Annotated in this window: 17 protein-coding genes and 1 pseudogene; 9 read left to right on the top strand and 9 right to left on the bottom strand. The window is 75.8% G+C overall.

Going from position 1 to position 18,115, the window contains the following annotated elements; all coding sequences use genetic code 11:
- Positions 1 to 116 precede the first annotated feature (116 nt).
- Entirely contained in the window at positions 117 to 1,265 is a 1,149-nt protein-coding gene (locus ACIRRS_RS28600) for a serine hydrolase domain-containing protein (protein WP_402976391.1), read from the top strand.
- Positions 1,253 to 1,819, top strand: a complete 567-nt coding sequence (locus tag ACIRRS_RS28595) for a hypothetical protein (RefSeq protein WP_402976388.1) — start codon at positions 1,253 to 1,255, stop codon at positions 1,817 to 1,819. The genes ACIRRS_RS28600 and ACIRRS_RS28595 overlap by 13 nt, the downstream gene beginning before the upstream one ends.
- 142 nt (positions 1,820 to 1,961) lie before the next feature.
- Here the strand turns inward: ACIRRS_RS28595 and ACIRRS_RS28590 are convergent, their stop codons facing one another.
- On the bottom strand, positions 1,962 to 3,083 hold the full coding sequence (locus ACIRRS_RS28590; protein ID WP_402976593.1) for an alpha/beta fold hydrolase: 1,122 nt from the start codon (positions 3,081 to 3,083) through the stop codon (positions 1,962 to 1,964).
- Between the two features lie 556 nt (positions 3,084 to 3,639).
- Between ACIRRS_RS28590 and ACIRRS_RS28585 the strand changes: the two genes are divergently transcribed.
- Positions 3,640 to 4,629, top strand: coding sequence for a helix-turn-helix domain-containing protein (locus ACIRRS_RS28585; protein ID WP_402976385.1), 990 nt, complete (start codon positions 3,640 to 3,642; stop codon positions 4,627 to 4,629).
- Here ACIRRS_RS28585 and ACIRRS_RS28580 read toward each other — a convergent pair.
- The 4 genes from ACIRRS_RS28580 to ACIRRS_RS28565 form a co-directional block, all read right to left on the bottom strand.
- Entirely contained in the window at positions 4,618 to 5,430 is an 813-nt protein-coding gene (locus ACIRRS_RS28580) for an alpha/beta fold hydrolase (protein WP_402976382.1), read from the bottom strand. The two genes, ACIRRS_RS28585 and ACIRRS_RS28580, sit on opposite strands and share 12 nt — an antisense overlap.
- Before the next feature lie 112 nt (positions 5,431 to 5,542).
- Entirely contained in the window at positions 5,543 to 7,084 is a 1,542-nt protein-coding gene (locus tag ACIRRS_RS28575; RefSeq protein WP_402976379.1) for a PQQ-binding-like beta-propeller repeat protein, read from the bottom strand.
- Between the two features lie 144 nt (positions 7,085 to 7,228).
- On the bottom strand, positions 7,229 to 8,590 hold the full coding sequence (locus tag ACIRRS_RS28570; RefSeq protein WP_402976376.1) for a carotenoid oxygenase family protein: 1,362 nt from the start codon (positions 8,588 to 8,590) through the stop codon (positions 7,229 to 7,231).
- Positions 8,587 to 9,225 (bottom strand): TetR/AcrR family transcriptional regulator, encoded by a 639-nt coding sequence (locus ACIRRS_RS28565; RefSeq protein WP_402976373.1) that lies wholly within the window; start codon positions 9,223 to 9,225, stop codon positions 8,587 to 8,589. Before ACIRRS_RS28565 ends, ACIRRS_RS28570 begins: the two co-directional genes overlap by 4 nt.
- 97 nt (positions 9,226 to 9,322) lie before the next feature.
- Between ACIRRS_RS28565 and ACIRRS_RS28560 the strand changes: the two genes are divergently transcribed.
- The 5 genes from ACIRRS_RS28560 (at position 9,323) to ACIRRS_RS28540 (ending at position 11,520) form a co-directional block, all read left to right on the top strand.
- On the top strand, positions 9,323 to 9,682 hold the full coding sequence (locus ACIRRS_RS28560; RefSeq protein ID WP_402976370.1) for an SH3 domain-containing protein: 360 nt from the start codon (positions 9,323 to 9,325) through the stop codon (positions 9,680 to 9,682).
- 49 nt (positions 9,683 to 9,731) lie between these two features.
- On the top strand, positions 9,732 to 10,079 hold the full coding sequence (locus ACIRRS_RS28555; protein ID WP_402976367.1) for a DUF6204 family protein: 348 nt from the start codon (positions 9,732 to 9,734) through the stop codon (positions 10,077 to 10,079).
- Between the two features lie 71 nt (positions 10,080 to 10,150).
- Complete coding sequence (locus ACIRRS_RS28550; protein ID WP_402976364.1) at positions 10,151 to 10,642, top strand: MarR family winged helix-turn-helix transcriptional regulator; 492 nt, start codon at positions 10,151 to 10,153, stop codon at positions 10,640 to 10,642.
- 10 nt (positions 10,643 to 10,652) lie between these two features.
- Positions 10,653 to 10,982: a sulfurtransferase TusA family protein gene (locus ACIRRS_RS28545; protein WP_402976361.1), complete on the top strand. Its 330-nt coding sequence runs from the start codon at positions 10,653 to 10,655 to the stop codon at positions 10,980 to 10,982.
- A gap of 121 nt (positions 10,983 to 11,103) precedes the next feature.
- Positions 11,104 to 11,520, top strand: coding sequence for a hypothetical protein (locus ACIRRS_RS28540; protein WP_402976358.1), 417 nt, complete (start codon positions 11,104 to 11,106; stop codon positions 11,518 to 11,520).
- Positions 11,521 to 11,666: 146 nt separating this feature from the next.
- On the opposite strand, the gene ACIRRS_RS28535 is transcribed toward ACIRRS_RS28540, so the two are convergent.
- The 3 genes from ACIRRS_RS28535 to def all read right to left on the bottom strand — a co-directional run bounded on the left by ACIRRS_RS28535 (position 11,667) and on the right by def (position 14,705).
- On the bottom strand, positions 11,667 to 13,100 hold the full coding sequence (locus ACIRRS_RS28535) for an RsmB/NOP family class I SAM-dependent RNA methyltransferase (protein ID WP_402976355.1): 1,434 nt from the start codon (positions 13,098 to 13,100) through the stop codon (positions 11,667 to 11,669).
- A 71-nt stretch (positions 13,101 to 13,171) separates the two neighbouring features.
- Positions 13,172 to 14,110: a methionyl-tRNA formyltransferase gene (gene fmt, locus ACIRRS_RS28530; protein WP_402976352.1), complete on the bottom strand. Its 939-nt coding sequence runs from the start codon at positions 14,108 to 14,110 to the stop codon at positions 13,172 to 13,174.
- 49 nt (positions 14,111 to 14,159) lie between these two features.
- Positions 14,160 to 14,705, bottom strand: a complete 546-nt coding sequence (gene def, locus ACIRRS_RS28525; protein WP_402976349.1) for a peptide deformylase — start codon at positions 14,703 to 14,705, stop codon at positions 14,160 to 14,162.
- Between the two features lie 282 nt (positions 14,706 to 14,987).
- Between def and ACIRRS_RS28520 the strand changes: the two are divergent.
- Positions 14,988 to 15,339: pseudogene (locus ACIRRS_RS28520) on the top strand (hypothetical protein); the annotation flags it as partial.
- A 654-nt stretch (positions 15,340 to 15,993) separates the two neighbouring features.
- On the opposite strand, the gene ACIRRS_RS28515 reads toward ACIRRS_RS28520, so the two are convergent.
- Positions 15,994 to 18,063 carry a primosomal protein N' gene (locus ACIRRS_RS28515; protein ID WP_402976346.1) on the bottom strand — a complete coding sequence of 690 codons (2,070 nt, stop codon included), beginning with the start codon at positions 18,061 to 18,063 and terminating at the stop codon, positions 15,994 to 15,996.
- Positions 18,064 to 18,115 lie beyond the last annotated feature (52 nt).

Genomic DNA, 18,115 nt, shown 5'->3' with positions numbered 1-18,115 from the left:
CATTCGCCCCACCCGTCCCGTCCCGCCGCAAACCGCTCGTGGGCGCCGTGCCGAGCCCGTACCGTGGTCCGGTCGACGATCTTGAGAGCAGCACGCGGAACGGGGCGGTACACACGATGCAGGACTACCAGGGCTGGGCGGACGAGCGGTTCGGGGCCGTCGCCGACGCCTTCTCGCGCAACTTCGCCGAGTTCCCCGAACTCGGCGCCGCCGTCACGGTGTTCGAGGGCGGCCACAAGGTGGTCGAGCTCTGGGGCGGCACGGCCGACGAGCGGACGGGCAGGGCGTGGACACGGGACACCCTCGTACCGGTCTTCTCCTGCGCCAAGGCCGGAGTGGCCCTCGCCGCGCACCTCCTCGCCCAGCGCGGCCGGCTGGACCTGGACGCGCCCGTCGCCCGCTACTGGCCGGAGTTCGCGCGCCACGGCAAGCAGGAGATCACCACCCGGATGATCCTCGGCCACCGCGCCGGAATCCCCGCCCTGGACGCGGTGCTCTCCTTCGAGGAGATCGCCGCCTGGGAGCCGGTGATCCGCGCGATCGAGGCGCAGCCGCCGCTCTGGGAGCCCGGCAGCACGTACGAGTACCACGGCCATGTGTTCGGCTTCGCCGTCGGCGAGGTGGTCCGCCGGATCACCGGGCTGACGCCGGGCGCCTTCCTGCGCGCCGAACTCCCGGGCCTCCCCTTCCACCTGGGCCTCCCCGCGGAAGAACTCCCCCACCTCGCACGACTGGTGGAGGCCGAGGGCCGCCGCCCGATGCCCGGCCCGGAGCACCTGCTCACCAGGATCGTGACGATGAACGGCGCCCTGGTCTTCCCCGGACTGGACGCGCCGCACGGCTGGAACGACCCGGCCCTGCACGCGATCGAGCTGCCCGGCGCGGGCGCCGTCGCCTCCGCCACCGGCCTGGCGGGCCTGTTCGCCGCCGCCGTCACCGGCTTGAAGGACGACGGCCCCAACGGCGGCGAGGCACTGCTCGACCCCGCCACCGTCACCGACCTGACCCGCGAACTCTCCTCCGGCGCCGGGTACCTGGGCTTCGACCTCGGCGCCCGCTGGGGCTCCGGCGTCCTCCTGGACTCCCCCGCCTTCCGCCCGCTGCTCGGCGCCCGCAGCTTCGGAAACGACGGCGCCGGCGGCCAGTTCGCCTTCGGCGACGACGAGTTCGGCATCGGCTTCGGCTACGTCGCCAACCGGATGATCGGCCACGGCGACGCCCGCGCCAACCGGCTGATCGAGGCGGTGCGCACGTGCCTGAGCTGACGGAGTTCCTCCGCCGGATCACCGCCCTCGCCGCCACCGGCGACTACGCCGGCCTTCGCCTCGGCGCCTCCCTGCCCGAACTCGCCGCCCGCCACGGCGATCCCTGGGACGGCGGGCGCCTCCACAAGGGCGAGCGCTGGCCGCACGCCTTCGGCTGGGGCGACGCCTGGACGGTCTTCTGTGCCTGCCGCCGGCTGCGCTCCTTCTCTCTCCCCGCCTGGCACGGCGAGCTGGAACTCCCGCGCTCCGCCAGCGGGTTGGAGACGCTGGACACCAAGGTGACCGAGGCCGACCTGACCGCCGCCCTCACCGCCGCCGGCTGCCACTGGCGGACGATCACCTACCCGGACATCCCCGGCCAGCGCACCCTGGAACTGGAGCCCGCGCCCGAGACGCGCGTCGGCCTCGTCCTGGTCGACCGCCTCGACTTCGACCAACCGGCCTTCGACGACTGGCTGTTGAACAAGGTCGGCCTCTGGGGCTACGACCACCCCGACTGCCCGGGGCCCGACCGCACCCTGCCGGAGGACGGCTGGGGCGCGACCGGGCCTTAGAGCCCGCCCCCGTGCCGTCCGTCAACGGCACGAGGGCGCCCCGGCCCCGGGCAGCGGGGCCGGGGCGAACCCGTGTGGGCGGCAGGCCCGTTCCGTCCCCTGTTCGGAACGGACCCGCCGCCCGGCGCACCGCTCCCCGCCGCTACCGCAGCAGGAAGTCGTACACCGCCTGGCGCCCGAGCGGGTTGGCCGCCCGGGTCTGCACGGAGTGCGCCGCCCCGGGGACGATCACGATCTCCGGCTTGTGGGTGGACTCGGCCTGCTGGTACAGCCACTCGTACGGCGTCGACAGGTCGTGGGACCCGCCCAGCAGCAGCACCGGCACGTTGGGCAGCTTGCGGTGCTCCGGCGGCGAGGGCGGCACGGCCATCCGCGGCCAGTCCTGGCAGACCAGCAGGCTGCCCAGCCCGGTGGCCGTCGCCGCGTCGTACGGCCAGGTCTGCTCGGGTTCGAGCTCCTGCCGGGTCTCCTCCAGCGCCTCCGCCCGGCCCGCCACCGGCGTGTCCGCGGTGCCCCACGGGTAGTGCCCGTCCGCGCAGAGCGTGGCGGCGTGCAGCCCCTGGCTGAGCGCCTCGGCCGGCGCGGCGTCGTCCTGGTGCACCGTCGCGATGAACGCGTTGAGCTTCTCCGGCTTCCCGTTCGCCGCCTCGTGCAGCGCCTCCGGCACGCCCCCGTAGTTGGCGTCGGCGAACTCGTAGCTGGTGAGCGCGTCGAGGATCTGCGCGCCGTTGTGGTACGTGCGCACGGTGGTCGCCAGGTCCTCGGCCGGGTCGGTGGTGCAGCCCGTCGCGGCGCAGGCGCTGCGCAGGACGCGGGCGGTGGCGGGCAGCGCGATGAGGTCGAGCGGGTCGTAACCCTGCTGCGGCACCACGGAGTCGAGCACCAGCCGGGCGACGTGCGCGGGCTGGGCGAGGGCGTAGCGCTCGGCGACGAAGGTGCCGTACGAGACGCCGTCGATGCTCAGCCGCTTGTCGCCGAGGTCGCGCCGCAGCACGTCGATGTCGGCGACGGTGTCGGCCGTGCTGTAGTAGCGGGCGTTCGGTCCGAGCGTGGCGGCGCAGTCCGCGATCGACTGCTTGCGCGGCACGGCGAGGTCCGAGGAGCCCATGTCCTCCTGGAGGCCGGGGCACCGGATCGCCCGCTCCCCCGTGCCGCGCTGGTCGTACATGACCAGGCGGTAGTCCTTGAGGACGGGCGCCATCTTGCCCGCGATCCGCTTCATCAGCGGCACGCCGGGCTGGCCGGGGCCGCCGGTGAGGAACAGCAGGTCGCCCTTGGGGGCGTTCGCGTTGCCGGTCATGGCGACGTCGAGGGTGAGCGTGCCCGGGGTCCTGCCGCTGTGGTCGAGCGGGACGGTGATGCGGCCGCAGATGAACTCCGGCGCCCCCTGGCAGGGTGCCTGCCCCTCGACGCCCCCGCCGCCGCCCGAGGGGGCCGCCACCGCCGGCGTGGCCAGCGTGGTGCCGGCGACCACCGCGACGGCGCCCAGCAGGGCGGCGATGCGGCCTCGCGTGCTCGTCATGTTCGTCCTTCCGATCGTGCCGCCGCCGGTCCGGCGCGGTCACGGGAAGAAGCCTGCGCCCGGGGCCGCTTCGAAGGCGAGCATTCGTGCCAGGATTCGACCAGCGTCGAATCCTGGGGGCCCGGGACGCGGACGAACCGGGAGAATCCACCCCTCCGGCCGCCGACTCCCGCCCCCACCTGGCACATTCGACGGCACCGGGCCACTGGGCCACCGCACCGATCAACCGGGCTACCGGAACCCGCACCGGACAACCCGACAACCCGACAACCCGCACCGGACCAGGGAAGGACGGGCCGTGATCCGGCTCACCATCGACTCGACCGGGCTCGCCCGCACCCGCTTCGCGGTCTCGCCGCTGCACGAGGCCGTCAACACCCTGATGGCCTCCGGCCCCACCCCCCGAGGCGGCCCGTACGCCTGGGTCGGCCGCACCCGCCGCGTGCTGCGCCGCGAGGGCCTGGAGCTGCTGTCCGGCCTGGCCCTGGACCAACCGGGCGGCTACGTCCCGGACTTCCTCTCCCCGCACCCGGTCGGCCCGGCCCCGACGGTCGCCGAGCAGCTGGAGACGGTGCGCCGCACCCCGGAGGAGCGGGTCCGGGCGGAGATGAGCACCGTCCAACACGGCCTGGCCTCGGCCAATCTGATGGGGCGTCACATTCCGGACGCGGTGCTGCGCGCCCTGGAGCGCGGCCCCCGCTACTTCGCCGAGCGGGCCGCCGACGAGATGGGCCGCTACTGGGAGGCCGCGCTGGCCCCGTACTGGCCGGACGCCCGCGCGGTACTGGACTCCGAGGTCGACCAGCAGGGCCGCTTCATCGCCCGCCACGGCACCGGCGCGCTCTTCAACTCCCTGGCGCCGCAGCTGTCCTGGACGGACGGCGTGATCCGCCTGGAGAGCCGCTTCGAGGTGGACACGCCGGCCCGGATGGTGCTGCTGGTGCCGACGCTGGTCAGCCGGGAGGTGCACGTCATCCTGGACACCGTCGACGGCCGGCACCGCGCGCCGACCCTGATCTACCCGCTCGCCCTGCCCTCCACCGTCCCCCGGACGCCCACCCCCGCTCTGGCCCAACTCCTGGGCCCCACACGGGCGGACCTTCTCTCCACCCTCGTCGCCCCGGCCACCACAGCCTCCCTCGCCGCCCGCCACTTCCTGAGCGCCGGAACGGTCTCCTACCACCTGGGCGTCCTGCACCGCTCCGGCCTGGTCGCCCGGGTCCGCAGCGGCCGCGAGGTGCTCTACCACCGCACCCCGCGCGGCGAGGAGCTGTCCTCAGGAACCTAGGGCCCGGGGCAGCACCACACCCACCCACTCCTCCGGCTGCGACAGGTGCGGCGCGTGCCCGGCGCCCCGGTACAGGTGGCGCTCGGCCTTCGGCAGGGTGAGGTCGATGAGGTCGAGCACCTCCCCGAACATCGGCGCGCTGTCGTCGCTCTGGGTGAGCAGCGCCGGCTCCCCGTACCGCGCGAGGTTCACCAGGTCCAGGTCGAGCGCGTCCGGGTCGCGCAGCTCGTCGAGGTACGTGGCCGCGTTGCGCACGTACGTGTGCCGGACGGGCGCCGGCAGCTGCTCCCAGGCGCCGGGGCCGAAGGCCAGGCTGTCCACGTACAGCTCGGCGGCCGCCGCCGACTCCGCCTGCTCCAGCAGCTCCCGCACGGCGGCGATCCGGTCGGCGAAGGCCGTCCCGATCGGCCGCAGGTCGGCGTCGGCGAGCAGGATGCCGCTGCCGGGCGGCTCGTGGACGGCGACGCCGCGCAGCAGGTCCGGCCGGGCGGCGGCCAGGCGCAGGGTGACGAGGGCGCCGTACGAGTCCCCGTAGACGAAGGCGGGGGCGAGTCCGAGCCCCTCGATCAGCCCGGCGAGGTCGGCCGCGTCCTCGTGCACCGAGCCCTGGGTGAGCAGGTCCTCGCTGCGGCTGTGCCCGCGCCGGTCGTAGGCGACGGCGGTGGTCCGCTCGGCCAGGCCCGGCAGGACCCGGGCCCAGGTCTCGGCGTCGCTCCAGGAGCCGTGCACGAGGACGACCCCGGGGCCGGAGCCCCGGGCCTCGTAGTGCAGCGACACGCCGTTCACCCTGATCGCGGCCATCACGAGCCTCCCGGTCTCGGCACACCGACGCGGCGGTGCTCCACCCACCAGCCTGACACGCGCCGGTCCAGGCAGCCTGACGCGCGCTGGGGCAAGATCCGCCGGACAGGCCCTAGTCCAGGCCGCGTACGGGCGGCTCGTCCCTCGTCCCGTCCTCCGCGACGACGGTGAAGCGCTCGGTGCCCGCCAGCGCGAGGTCGACGGGGTAGAGCGAGGCGGTGCCGTTGACGTCCAGCTCCCTGGTGAGGCGCCCGGTGGCGGCCTCGATCCGGGTGAGCCGGTTCCTGGTCAGCGCCCACACCGAGTCGCCGTCCAGGAGCACCCCGGTGACCTGGTCGTCCAGCCCGGCCGTCCAGCGCCGCCGCCCGTCGACCAGCGAGTAGGCGACGAGCCGCCCGGTGGCGACCCGGGTGGGCCGCTTGCCGCCGCTGATCCGCACGTCGCCGGGCTTGCCGCCGGGGGCGATGTACAGGTCCCCGACGACGACGCCGCCGAAGAGCGGGCGGGCGCTGAACTCGTCGAAGGCGTGGACCCCGCCGAGCATCACGTCGAGGTCGTACTCGTCCCCGGAGACGGGGATCGCGGCCCGCTGCCGCCCGTCCCCGCCGTAGCTGAGCACGGCGTGGGTGCCGCCCTGCGCCTGGTCGTCCACCCAGACGGCCAGCGGCTCGACGGAGACGACGGCGAGGTTCCTGATCCCGCCCTCGGCGGGCAGGTCGATCCGGGCCCGCTCGCGCCCGTCCCGGGCGGCGAGGGAGCGCAGGACGGGCAGGGCCCCTGCGCCGCACTGCGCGACGGTGACGACCCCGTCCGTCCCGCCGGCGACCTGGAAGGGGGTGCAGCCGGTGTCGGCGGCGGCGCGCCAGAGGTCGTGGCCGTCGGAGAGCCGTACGGCCCGCCAGTCGGTCCGGCCCTGGAGCACGGCCTCGTCCCCGGCGACGGCGAGCTGGTCGGGGGAGGCGGAGTCGCCGTCCCGGGCGGGGGCGTCGACGGTGGCCGTCCAGGTCGGCTCGCCGTCGGCGAGGCCGAGGGCGGTGACGCCGGCGCAGGGACGGCCGTTCGGCGAGTGGCCGATCAGCCCGATCCGGCCGGGCCCGACGCCCCGGCTCATCGCGCAGACGGTGTCCAGGCCGGGCGGGGCCCAGCGCCAGGCGACGGTGCCGTTGGAGCCCCGGTAGGCGACGACCTCGTCGGGGCGCACCCGCACCACGAGGTCCCCGCTGGTCCAGCTGCCCACCGCGCGGGCGGTGGCGGGCCGGTCCGGCGGGGCCTTCCAGGCGTCGTTGAGCCCGTCCCCGGCGAAGCAGGTGAACGCGCCCAGGCCCAGCGCCGTGCCCAGGGCGACGGACGGCAGGCCCCGGCGGGGGTGGATCAGCGCCCACACCAGCCCGGCGCCGCAGGGCATCAGCCCCAGGACGCTGACCACCCCCATGACGGCCAGTCCCGCACCGCCGAAGCCGTTCGCGGGCCCGAACAGCACCGCCAGCCCCATGCTGGCGAACATCGCGCCGAGCACCCCGCCGGAGACGACCATCCAGGCCTCCCGGTCCAGCCGGTCCAGCCTGCCCGGCAACGACGCCACGGCGCGCCGGGCGGCCGGCGCCCCGCCCCGCCGCCTCCCCCGGACGACGCTGTCCACGGGCCCCTCGGCCATGCCTGTCCTTCTCCCCGCATGCTCCCGGCAGCCTCCCGGAACGGAGGCGAACGATCACCGGATCGTCGCAGAGCGGGAGGGCAGCGGGGAACAAAGAGCATGGAAAACCCTTCGCCCCGGGACGGAGCCGCAGGCCCGGGCCCCTTACTCGGCCCCCGCCACCCAGTTCCCGTGCAGGCCCAGCGGCACCCGCGCCGGCAGGTGGACGCGGGCCAGCGGCTCCCCGGTGAAGTCCTGGGCGGAGAGGACCACCAGGTCGCTCGCCCCGCGCTCCGGGTCGTGGACGTACGCCATCACGTACCCGTCGTCCTCGGCCCCGGGCGCCTCCGCGGCGACGAACACGCCCTCGCTCACGGCCGCGTCCCGCCCGAACTCGTGCGCCTCGACGGTTCCGCGCTCCAGGTCGTGCTTGAGCAGGGCGTTGCTGAACCCCTCGTCGGGTCGGTCGTCCCCGGGCCCGGTCGGCGGGGCGTACAGCTCGACGACGGCGGCGTAGCCGTACCGGTACGGGCGCCCGGCGTGCCGCCCGTTGACGCGCGGGAACTCCTGCGTGCGGTCGTCGAGCCGCTCCTCCTTCACCGTCCCGGCGGCGAGGTCGATCGTCCACCGGTCGAGGGTGGGCCGGCTCGCGCCGAGCCGCCGCAGGTCCATGCCCTCCGGGTGCCGCACCACGTCGACCACCAGCCGGTGCGGCCCGTGCTCGTACGCGTTGAGGGTGTGCCCGACGAGGTGGGGCGAGAGCTCGAACCAGCGCACGGGCCCGCCCTCGCGCGCCATGACGCCGACGCGCGCCGGGCGTTCGGCGTCCCAGGTGAAGGGGATGCCGGTGGGCAGGTGGGCGGCGCTGAACACCATCGGGGTGTCGTAGAGCAGCACGAACCGCTCGGTGAGCGCGAAGTCGTGCATGTACGGGTTCCCCGGCACGACCACGTCGTGGACGGCCCGCACCGCGCCGCGCGCGTCCATGACGACGTGCTGGGCGAGGTCCGTCCCGTACCGGAAGGCCAGCGAGTGCAGCTCGCCGCTGTGCGGGTCGAACACCGAGTGCGCGTTGGCGCTGTACCCCTGCGGGGTGAGGCCGAGCTCACAGGGCCCCACCGTGTCCAGCTCGTAGGTGAGTTCGTACGGGCGGATACCGCCCTCGGTGAGCGCGTACGTGCGCCCGGCCAGGCCCGCGACCTGCACGTTCGGCGAGATGTCGAGGCGCTCGTCGACGGGCGTGCCCCGGCGCGGCTCGCCGAGGTGGTCGGCGACGGCGCCGTTGCGCACCCAGCGGTTGCGGTACCACTCGGCGCGCCCGTCGCGGATGCGCACGCCGTGGACCATCCCGGCCCCGAGCGTCCACTGGTGCACGGCCGGGTCCTCGACGCCCAGCGGGTTGGGCCCGATGCGCAGGTAGCGGCCGTCGAGGTGGCCGGGTATCCGACCGGTGACGGGCAGGTCGTACGCGGTGGTCTCCTGCGTCACGGGCGCGAAGTTCCCGGACAGGTAGCGGTTGCGGCTCATGGTGTCGTGTCCCCCTCGGACGGGGGCGGCGCCGCGAGCCCGCAGGCCGTCCCCATGGCGGTCATCAGCTTGTCGTAGAGCACGCCCGCGTCGGCCGCCGGGAAGTGCCCGGCGAGTTCGAGGCTGACGGCGCCGTGCGAGGCCGCCCAGAACAGCTTGGACACCTCGTGCGCGTCCCCCGGCCGGAAGACCCCGGCGGCCATGCAGGCGCGCACGGCCCCCACCGAGGCCTCGAAGACGTCGTCGGCCGCCGCCAACGCCTCCTCCCCCGCCCGGAATTCGGGCACCGGCTGCTCGAACATCACGCGGTAGTAGCCGGGTTCGGCGAGCGCGTGCTCGCGGTACGCCCGGCCGAGCGCGGTCAGGTACGCCAACGGGTCCTCCCCGCGCGGGACTTGCTCCTGCGCCCGGCGCAGCCGTGCGAACCCCTCCCGGTACAGCGCGTCGACGAGACCCTCCTTGCCGCCGAACATCGTGTACAGCACCTTCGTCGAGGAGCCGACGTCCCCGGCGATCCGGCGCACGGTCAGCGCGGCGGGGCCCTCGGCGACGAGCAGGGCGGTGGCGCGGTCGAGGATCACGGCGCGCACGGCGGCCTGGCCGGCCCGCTGCGCCTCCTGGTAGGGCGTGCTCATGGGTAACACCGTATCCGACAGGAAACACTGTTACCAGCCTCTGCCCGAGTGAGCCTCGCCGCCGAGCAGTACGTACGCACCTCCACACTCGTTTCCCGTGCATGACCCACGACGCACCGCACACGACCTCTGCGCCCCGATGGCCGTGATCGGCCGGGCGACCGCGACGGTGATCGCCCTCGGCATCCTGCTCGTCCCCGCCGCCGTCACCCCCGAGGCCGCCCGGCCGCCCGAGGTCGGCACCGGCTGGTGGGAGGTCTCCGCCAACGCCGCCAACGTCCGCCGCGACCACTCCGGCACCGACCCCGTCCTCGGCCTCGCCCGCACCGGCGACCGCGTCGAGGTGGTCGACACCTGGACCTCGACCCTCGGCGCCCGCTGGGCCAAGGTCATGGTCGCCCGCACCCGCACGACCGGCTGGGTCCTGTGGTCCCTGCTCACCCACCACGACCCGTGACGCGCAATCGCATTGGCGGCCGGGCGGCCGCACTGCCTATCGTCGGGGGATGACCAACCGAACCTTCCGCGTCATGGTGCGCGGCGTCTTCGACGGCCTCACCGACGAACAGCGCGCCGAACTCCTCGCCGAGGCGCCCCGGCACGACGTGCTGCACGCCGCCTTCACCCGCGAGGGCCACCTCTCGTACGACCTCACCGCCCGCGCCGCCTTCACCTTCCGCTTCCTCGACGAGGGCGAAGAGGAGGAGGACATCCTGCTCGCCACCGAACGCGCCGAGGAGGCGGCCCGGGCCTGGCTGGAGGAGCGCGGCTACGGCTGCAAGAACCTCCGCTCCCAGGCCGAGGACCTCTCCCAGGCCCCGCTCGGCAAGCGGCAGCGCCGCGCCGCCCGCTAGCCACCCCCTCCCCCCGCCACCTCCTTGACGGCTCGGCCTTCGCCTATGCTTGAGCAGTCAAGGAGGTGGCAATGACTTTGCCCGGCACCACCCGGAACGCCGACCCGACGCCCGACCCGCTCGACACCGCCCTGCGGCTCGTCCGCGCCCAGGCCGCCCTCACCAAGCGCTTCGACGCCGGCCTCAGCCGCATGCACGGCGTCAGCCTGTCCGACTTCACCATGCTGCTCCACCTCGGCCAGGCCGCCGGCGGCCGCATGCGCCGCGTCGACCTCGCCGAGGCCCTCGGCCTCACCGCCTCCGGCGTCACCCGCGGCCTCGCCCCGCTCGAACGCATCGGCCTGGTCTCCCGCGAGGCCGCCGCCCGCGACGCCCGCGTCACGTACGCCGCCCTCACCCCGACCGGCCGCGAGCGCCTCGCCGAGATGCTCCGCACCGCCCGGCACGTCGCCGCCGAGCACTTCGACGCCGAGTCCTGGAGCCCCGAGGACCTCGACCGCCTCTCCGCCCTCCTCACCCGCGCCGGCGGCACCGCCCCCGACCAGCGGATCCAGGCGTCGTAGGGTTTCCCGCATGAGCCACACCCCCGAGGAGCCGCCGGTGCTCGCCGACGCCGTCCACCCGGACCTCACCGTCGACGGCACCGGCCTGCTCTGCGTCCAGCTCCTGCTGCGCCTGCGCGACCGGATCTCGCACCTGCCCGCCGGCGCCGTCGTCCACATCCGCACCACCGACCCGGCGGCCCCGCTCGACCTGCCCGCCTGGTGCCACCTCACCGGCCACACCTACCTCGGGCCCGTCCCGGACGCCTCCGCCGACCACCAGGTGTACGGGCTGCGCCTCACCTCCGCCCCCGTCCCCACCCGGGCCGGCCGCCCCTGGCACCCCGTCGCCTCGGACTGACAACGGCCGCAGAACCCCGCGCACCCTGCAAGCCCTCTGGGTACGGTCCAGCTGACCGAGAGCCCGCTGTGCCACCATGAGGTCAGCCGAACACCCCCGTGTCCCAGGGAGGTTGAGCACCATGGACCCGATCCTCAGCTGCCGCTGGTACGACCGCGAGGGCGAATGGGCCCTCACCGTCACCCACCAGGCCACCGGCTGGGAACTGATGGCCACCGCCCCCCGCTGGTCCGAGTCCCTGCCCTTCTCCGACCCCGACGACGTCCGCCGCCTCGCCCAGGCCCTCCTGGACCTGCCCGCCGAACCCGAACCGTACGAGTGCGAGTGGCAGCTATCCCGCACCGACCGCGAGCGCACCCACTTCGCCACCTTCGCCCTCGGCCTCGACCCCACCGACGACCACCGCCCGTACCTCGCCTACCAGTCCTACCACCACACCGGCCAGGCCACCGGCCTCGGCCTGGAGGTCATCTGCGAGAACCCCCCGGTCGACCACCTCCGCGCCCAGGCCCACGCCTTCCTCACCGGCCACCCGTAACCCGCCCCCTCCCCCCACACAGGCCGACAACACCGCCCCCATCCCCGGGCCGAACCACCGCCGCGCGCGCCCGCACATGCCGAAGGCCGGCGCGCAGGCACTGCCCGCACGCCGGCCTTCGCCGGCCTCCGCCGGATCCGCCCCCGCTACGCCGTACGCCGCAGCAGCGCCAGGTACATCGCGTCCGTCCCGTGCAGGTGCGGCCACAGCTGCACGTCCGGGCCGTCCCCCAGGGCCGGGACGCCGGGGAGCAGCGGCCGGGCGTCGATCCACTCGACGCGCCCGCCCTCGGCCCGCAGGACGTCCTCCACCACGGCCCGGGTCTCCGCCAGGTGCGGCGAGCAGGTCGCGTAGCCGACGACGCCGCCGATCCGCGTCGCCTCGATCGCCGAGCGCAGCAGGTCCCGCTGCAGCGGCCCGAAGGCCGCCACGTCCGCCGGGCGCCGCCGCCACCGCGCCTCCGGCCGGCGGCGCAGCGCGCCGAGACCGGAGCAGGGCACGTCCACGAGCACCCGGTCGAACCCGCCCGCGCGCCAGGCCGGCCGCGTCCCGTCCGCCGCGATCACGGTGTACGGCCCGGGGTTGCCCTCCAGCGCCCGCGCCACCAGCCGGGCCCGGTGCGGCTGCTTCTCGCTGGCGACCAGCCCCGCGCCGCGCTCCGCCGCGAGCGCGGCGAGCAGCGCGGCCTTGCCGCCCGGCCCGGCGCAGCCGTCCAGCCAGAGCCGGTCGGGGCCCTCCAGCGGCGCGGCGGCCAGCGCGAGCGCGACCAGCTGGCTGCCCTCGTCCTGCACGCCCGCCCGGTTCTCCCGCACGGCCTCGACCGCGCCCGGGTCCCCGCCCTCGGCGAGCCGCAGCGCGAACGGGGACCAGCGCCCCGGCTCGGCCTCGGGCAGCGCCTCGGCCAGCTCGCCCACGGTGGCCCGCCCGGGCCGGGCGACGAGCGTCACCTCGGGCCGCTCGTTGTCGGCCCGCAGCAGCTCCTCCATCGCCGCGCGCCCGGAGGCGTCGGGCTGCCAGCGCCCGAGCGAGTCCCACAGCGCGGAGACGACCCACCGCGGGTGCGAGTGGACGACGGCGAGGTGGTCCTCGGCGTCCTTCTCGTACGGCGGGGCGACCTTCGCGATCCACTCCTCCAGGTCGTGCGCGCTGATCCGCCGCAGCACGGCGTTGACGAACTTGGCCTTGCCGTCGCCGAGCACGACCCGGGCCAGCTCCACGGTCGCCGAGACGGCCGCGTGGCTGGGGATGCGGGTGGTGAGCAGCTGGTGGGCGCCGAGCGAGAGCACGTCCAGCACCGGCGGGTCGACCTTGCCGAGCGGCCGGTCGATGCAGGCGGCGATGACCGCGTCGTACGTCCCCTGGAGCCGCAGGGTGCCGTAGACCAGCTCGGTGGCGAGGGCCGCGTCGCGGCGGTCCATGCCCTTCTGCTCGGCCTCGCGCAGCAGCGAGGGGAGGATCAGGTTGGCGTACGCGTCGCGCTCGTCCACCGCGCGCAGGGCGCGGAAGGCGACGATCCGCGCCGGGTCCTTCTTGGGACGGCGGTGCGGGCGGGGGGTGCGCTGGGCGCTGGGGGTGCTCACTGGTGCCTCAAGGTGCTACGGAAATCGTACGGAACTCGACGAAAACAGATCTGATCTCATCAACACTAGCCCTACCCCCCGAACCGCTCCCCCGCCTCCAGCCGGGCGCCCCGCGCCCAGTCCGCGGCCCGCATCTCCTTCTTCCCCTGCGGCCGCACCTCCCCGAGCTCCACGTCGTGGCTGCCGGTCCCGACGCGCACGCTGTTCTTGCCGACCATCGCGACCTCGCCCGGCGCCAGCTCCGCGCTCCCGGGCAGCAGCGTGACCGGCCCGGTGACCTTCAGCCGCTCGCCCCGGAACTCCGTCCACGCCCCGGGCGCCGGCGCGCAGCCGCGCACGACCCGGTCGACGCGCAGCGCCGGGTGGCCCCAGTCGATCCGCGCGTCCTCGACGCTGATCTTCGGCGCGAGCGTCACGCCCTCGCCGGGCTGCGGCACGGCGTGCAGCGAGCCGTCCTCGATGCCGTCCATGGTGGCGGCGAGCAGCCGGGCGCCGCTGTGCGACAGCCGGGTGAGCAGTTCCCCGCTGGTGTCCGAGGGCCGGATCTCCTCGGTGATGACGCCGAACACCGGCCCGGAGTCGAGCCCCTGCTCGATGAGGAAGGTGGAGGCCCCGGTGACCTCGTCCCCGGCCAGCACCGCGTGCTGGACGGGCGCGGCGCCGCGCCAGGCGGGCAGCAGCGAGAAGTGCAGGTTGACCCAGCCGTGCTCGGGGATCTCCAGCGCGCCGGGGCGCAGCAGCGCGCCGTAGGCGACCACCGGGCAGCAGTCGGGGGCGAGTTCGGTGAGCCGGGCGACGAAGTCCGGGTCGCTGGGCTTCGCGGGCTTGAGGACCTCGATCCCGGCCTCCTCGGCGCGCTGGGCGACGGGGCTGGCGACGAGCTTGCGCCCGCGCCCGGCGGGGGCGTCGGGGCGGGTGACCACCGCGACGACCTCGTGCCGGTCGGAGGCGATCAGCGCATCGAGCGCGGGAACGGCGACCTCGGGGGTGCCGGCGAAGACGAGACGCATCAAGTGCCTTTCTGCAAACGGAAGTTCAGGAGCCGAACAGACGGCGGGCTCAGCGTGCCGACCCGAAGGTCCCGTGCGGGGAGACCTTGACGACGGGCGCGGGCGCGCCGCCCCACTCCGCCTCCCGGATCGCCTTGAGCGCGGCCTTGCGCTGCTCGCGGTCGAGCCGGTCGATGAAGATGATCCCGTCCAGGTGGTCGGTCTCGTGCTGGATGCACCGGGCGAGCAGCTGGGTACCCTCGACCGTCACCGGTTCCCCGTGCATGCTGAACCCGCGCGCGACCACCCCGTGCGAGCGCCGGGTGTCGTAGCGCAGCCCGGGCAGTGACAGGCAGCCCTCCGGGCCCTCCTGCTCCTCCTCGCTGAGCGAGAGGTCCGGGTTGATCAGGTGCCCGGTCACGCCGTCCACGTGGTAGGTGAACACCCGCAGGGAGATGCCGAGTTGGGGAGCCGCCAGGCCCGCGCCGGGGGCGTCGAGCATGGTGTCGGTGAGGTCCCGGACGAGGGTGCGCAGCTCTTTGTCGAAGACGGTCACCGGCTGCGCGGTGGCCCGCAGGACGGGGTCTCCGAAGAGTCGGATCGGCTGGATCGCCACGGGTCGCGGGCTCCTGTCCGTCGAGGGTGCTCCGGGTTCGAGGCCCCAAGTCTATGCAACGCCGCACGCCCCTTCCCCGGCCCCGCCCGGGCTTCTGGCATATCCCGACTCACCGCCACGGCGTTACCCCGGCCCCCGCTCCGGCGTTGGTCAAGAGAGATTGACCGGGGCCGGGCGCACGGACACCACCCGCGCCCCGGCCGTGCTGAACCGTCTGGACCGTTGAAACCGTCTGAAACCGTCTGAAACCGTCTGAACCGTACGGAAGGTGGCGCGTAAGCCATGGCCGAGCAGATCAACCACGACGCCCGGGCGCGGGCGAGCCTGCACCTGCTGGTGCGGGACATCGAGCGGGTGAGGCGCCAGGTCGACGCGCTGCGGACGCTCACCGCCCAACTGGGCAACGTGTACCGCCCCCGCCGTCCGAGCACCTCGGCCGGCTTCGTCGTGTACGGGCGGGCGCCCGCGCCGACGGTGCGCCTGGCACAGGAGCTGCGGGAGAGCGTGGAGACGCTGGTGGCGGCGGCGGTCGAGTTCGACCGGGCGCTGGGCTTCTCCTGGGACTCGGTGGGCTCCGCCCTCGGCGTCACCAAGCAGGCCGTGCACCGCCGCTACGGCATGCGCCGCCCGACCAGCGAGCTGCTCGCCGCCGGCGCCGCCGTCCCGGGCCCGACCCGCCCGGACCACTCCGAGGAGCTGCCCGCCGTCCCCGATCGCCCCGGCCTCGGTACCGAACGTCTCGGTACCGAACGCCTCGGAGCCGAACGCCCCGGCCTCGGTACGGAGCGCCTCGGCGCCGACCGCCCGTCCCTGGCCCCCGAGCGCCCCGGCCTGGGCGCCACCGTCCCGGCGGCCCGCCAGGGCGGCCTGGACCGCGCCGCCCTGGAGCGCGGCGCACCCCTCGAAAGGGCCGCCCCCGCCGCCCGCACCCCGGAGCGCACCGACCGCCCGGGCATCCCGCTGCGCGGCTGAGGCCGCCCGAGGCCCGCCGCACAACGCCCGTCCGTAGCCCCGGGGCGGGGGGGGGGGGGGGCCCCCCCCCCCCCCCCCCCCCCCCCCCGGCCCCCCCCCCCCCCCCCCCCCCCCCCCCCCCGCCCCCCCCCCCCCCCCCCCCGGCCCCCCCCCCGGCCCCCCCCCCCCCCCGGGGCCCCCCCCGGGGGGGGGGGGGCCCCCGGCGCCCCCCCCCACACCCCCCGGCGGTCCCCCGGGGGGGGGGGGGGCGCCCCCCCCCCCCCCCCCCGCGCCCGCCGGTCGGCCGAACGACAGCCGGGCCCCGCCCGGACGGGCCCTACCCGATCTCCGTCGGATCGATCCGCACCCGCACCGCCTCCGGCGTCCGCAGCGCGATCCGCGCGATCTGCGCCGCCTTGAGCGCCGCCGCCAGCGCCGCCCCCTGCCCCGGAGGCACCCGCAGCAGCGCCCGCTCCTGCTCCTCCCCCCGCAGCGCGGCGACGGGCACCGGCCCGAGCACGTCCGCCCCCTCCGGCAGCCGGATCAGCCCCAGCAGGTCCGCGACGGCCCCCGGGCTCCCGCTGACCGAGGCCATCCGCGACACCGGCGGGAAGTGCAGCGCCGCCCGCTCGTCCCGCTCCAGCCCGGCGTGCCCCAGGGGGTCCCACCGCACCAGCGCCTGCACCGGCCGCGCGGACGGCTCGGCGACGACCACCACCGTCCCGCCCTCCTCGGAGGGCCGCACCAGCGCCGCCGCCGCGAGCCAGAGCCGCAGCGTCTCCTCCCCGGCCCGCAGGTCGGGCCGGCTCAGCAGCGCCCAGCCGTCCAGCAGCAGCGCCGCCCCGTACCCGCCGGACCCCTCGACCACGGGCTCGGCGCCGGGCGTCGAGATGACCAGCGAGGGCTCGTCGGGGACGGTCGCGAGCACCGCGTCCCGCCCCGAGGTCCGCACCGGGATCCTCGGGAAGGCCTTGCCCAGCTCCTCCGCCGTGCGGCGCGCGCCGACGACCTGCGCCCGCAGCCGGAAGGACCCGCACTCGGGGCAGTGCCAGTCGTTCTCCGGCTCCCCGCACCAGGCGCAGCTCAGCGGCGCGTCCGCCGAGGCCGCCTCCAGCGGGCCCTCGCACCGGCGGCAGCGGGCGGGCGTGCGGCAGCGCCCGCAGGCCAGCCGGGGCACGTACCCGCGCCGGGGCACCTGGATGAGCACGGGGTGCCCGGCGGCCAGCGACTCCCGCGCCGCCTCCCAGGCGACGGAGGGCAGCCGGGCGGCCTGCGCGGCGGCGTCCCGGTGCTGGTCCTGGTCGGTGACGGTCCGCACCCGGGGCGCGGTGCGCCGTACGGTCTCCCGCTCGGCCACCAGCGGCCGGGCCCACCCGGTGCTGACGAGCTGCGCCCCCTCGACGGTCACGGCGTGCCCGCCGAGCAGCACGGCGGCGCCCTCCTCGGCGGCCCGCAGCAGCGCCACCTCCCGCACGTGCGGGTGCGGGGCCCTCGGGTCGCTGTGGCTGCCGTCGCCGTCGGACCAGACGACGACCAGCCCCAGGTCCCGTACGGGCGCGAACATGCTGGCCCTGGTCCCGATCGCGGCGTGCACCGAGCCCCGGCTGACGGCCAGCCAGCGCCGGTAGCGCTCGGCCGGGCCGAGTTCGGCCTCCAGCGCCACGTGCCGCCCGGGCCCGAGCAGTTCGGTGAGCGCCTGGTCGACCCTGGTCACCGACCGCTTGTCGGGCAGCACCACCAGCGCGCCCCGCCCCCCGGCCAGCGTGGCCGCCACGGCCCGGGCGATCTCGTACGGCCAGCCGGGCCCGGGCAGCGCCGCCCAGACCGCGCGCGGGGCGCCCCCGCCGGCCAGCGCCGCGAGGAGGTCGGGGCCCGCCGGGTAGCGCTGCCACCCTCCGGGCGCGGGCGCGGACGGTCGCGGCAGGGGCTCGGGCGAGGGCTCCGCCTCGGCCTTGGCGTGCCGGGGCGGGACGGCCAGCTGCAGCACGTCGGCGAGCGTGCCCGCGTACCGGTCGGCGACGGTGCGGCAGAGCCTCAACAGCGGTGGGGAGAGCACGGGTTCGGGCGAGAGCACCTGGGCGAGCGGGGCGAGCGGCCCGGGGAACTCGCTCTTCTCCAGCCGCGCGACGATGAACCCGTCGTGCAGTTCCCCCCCCTCGCGCTGCCCCCGGACGACCCGCGCGCCGAACCGCACCCGCACCCGGACGCCCGGAAGCGCCTCCTCCGCCATCGCGGCGGGCACCTCGTAGTCGAAGAACTTGTCGATGGTGAGCACGCCCTTGTCCACCACGACCCGGGCCACCGGAAGGTGCTCGGCCCGCTTGGCCCCGCGCCACGTCCGGGGCTTGGCCCGCTTGACCGTCTCCCGGATGAAGGCCAGCTGCTCCGGCTCGTCTGTGCTGCTCATCGCCACCAAGTACTACCAGGTCGCACCGACACCGCGGACACGCGACGGCGCC

Source organism: Kitasatospora sp. NPDC101183, from assembly GCF_044767945.1.
Classification (GTDB): Bacteria; Actinomycetota; Actinomycetes; order Streptomycetales; family Streptomycetaceae; genus Kitasatospora.
The sequence above is the reverse complement of the archived record's forward strand: the minus strand, read 5'-3'. Positions and strand labels throughout refer to the sequence as shown.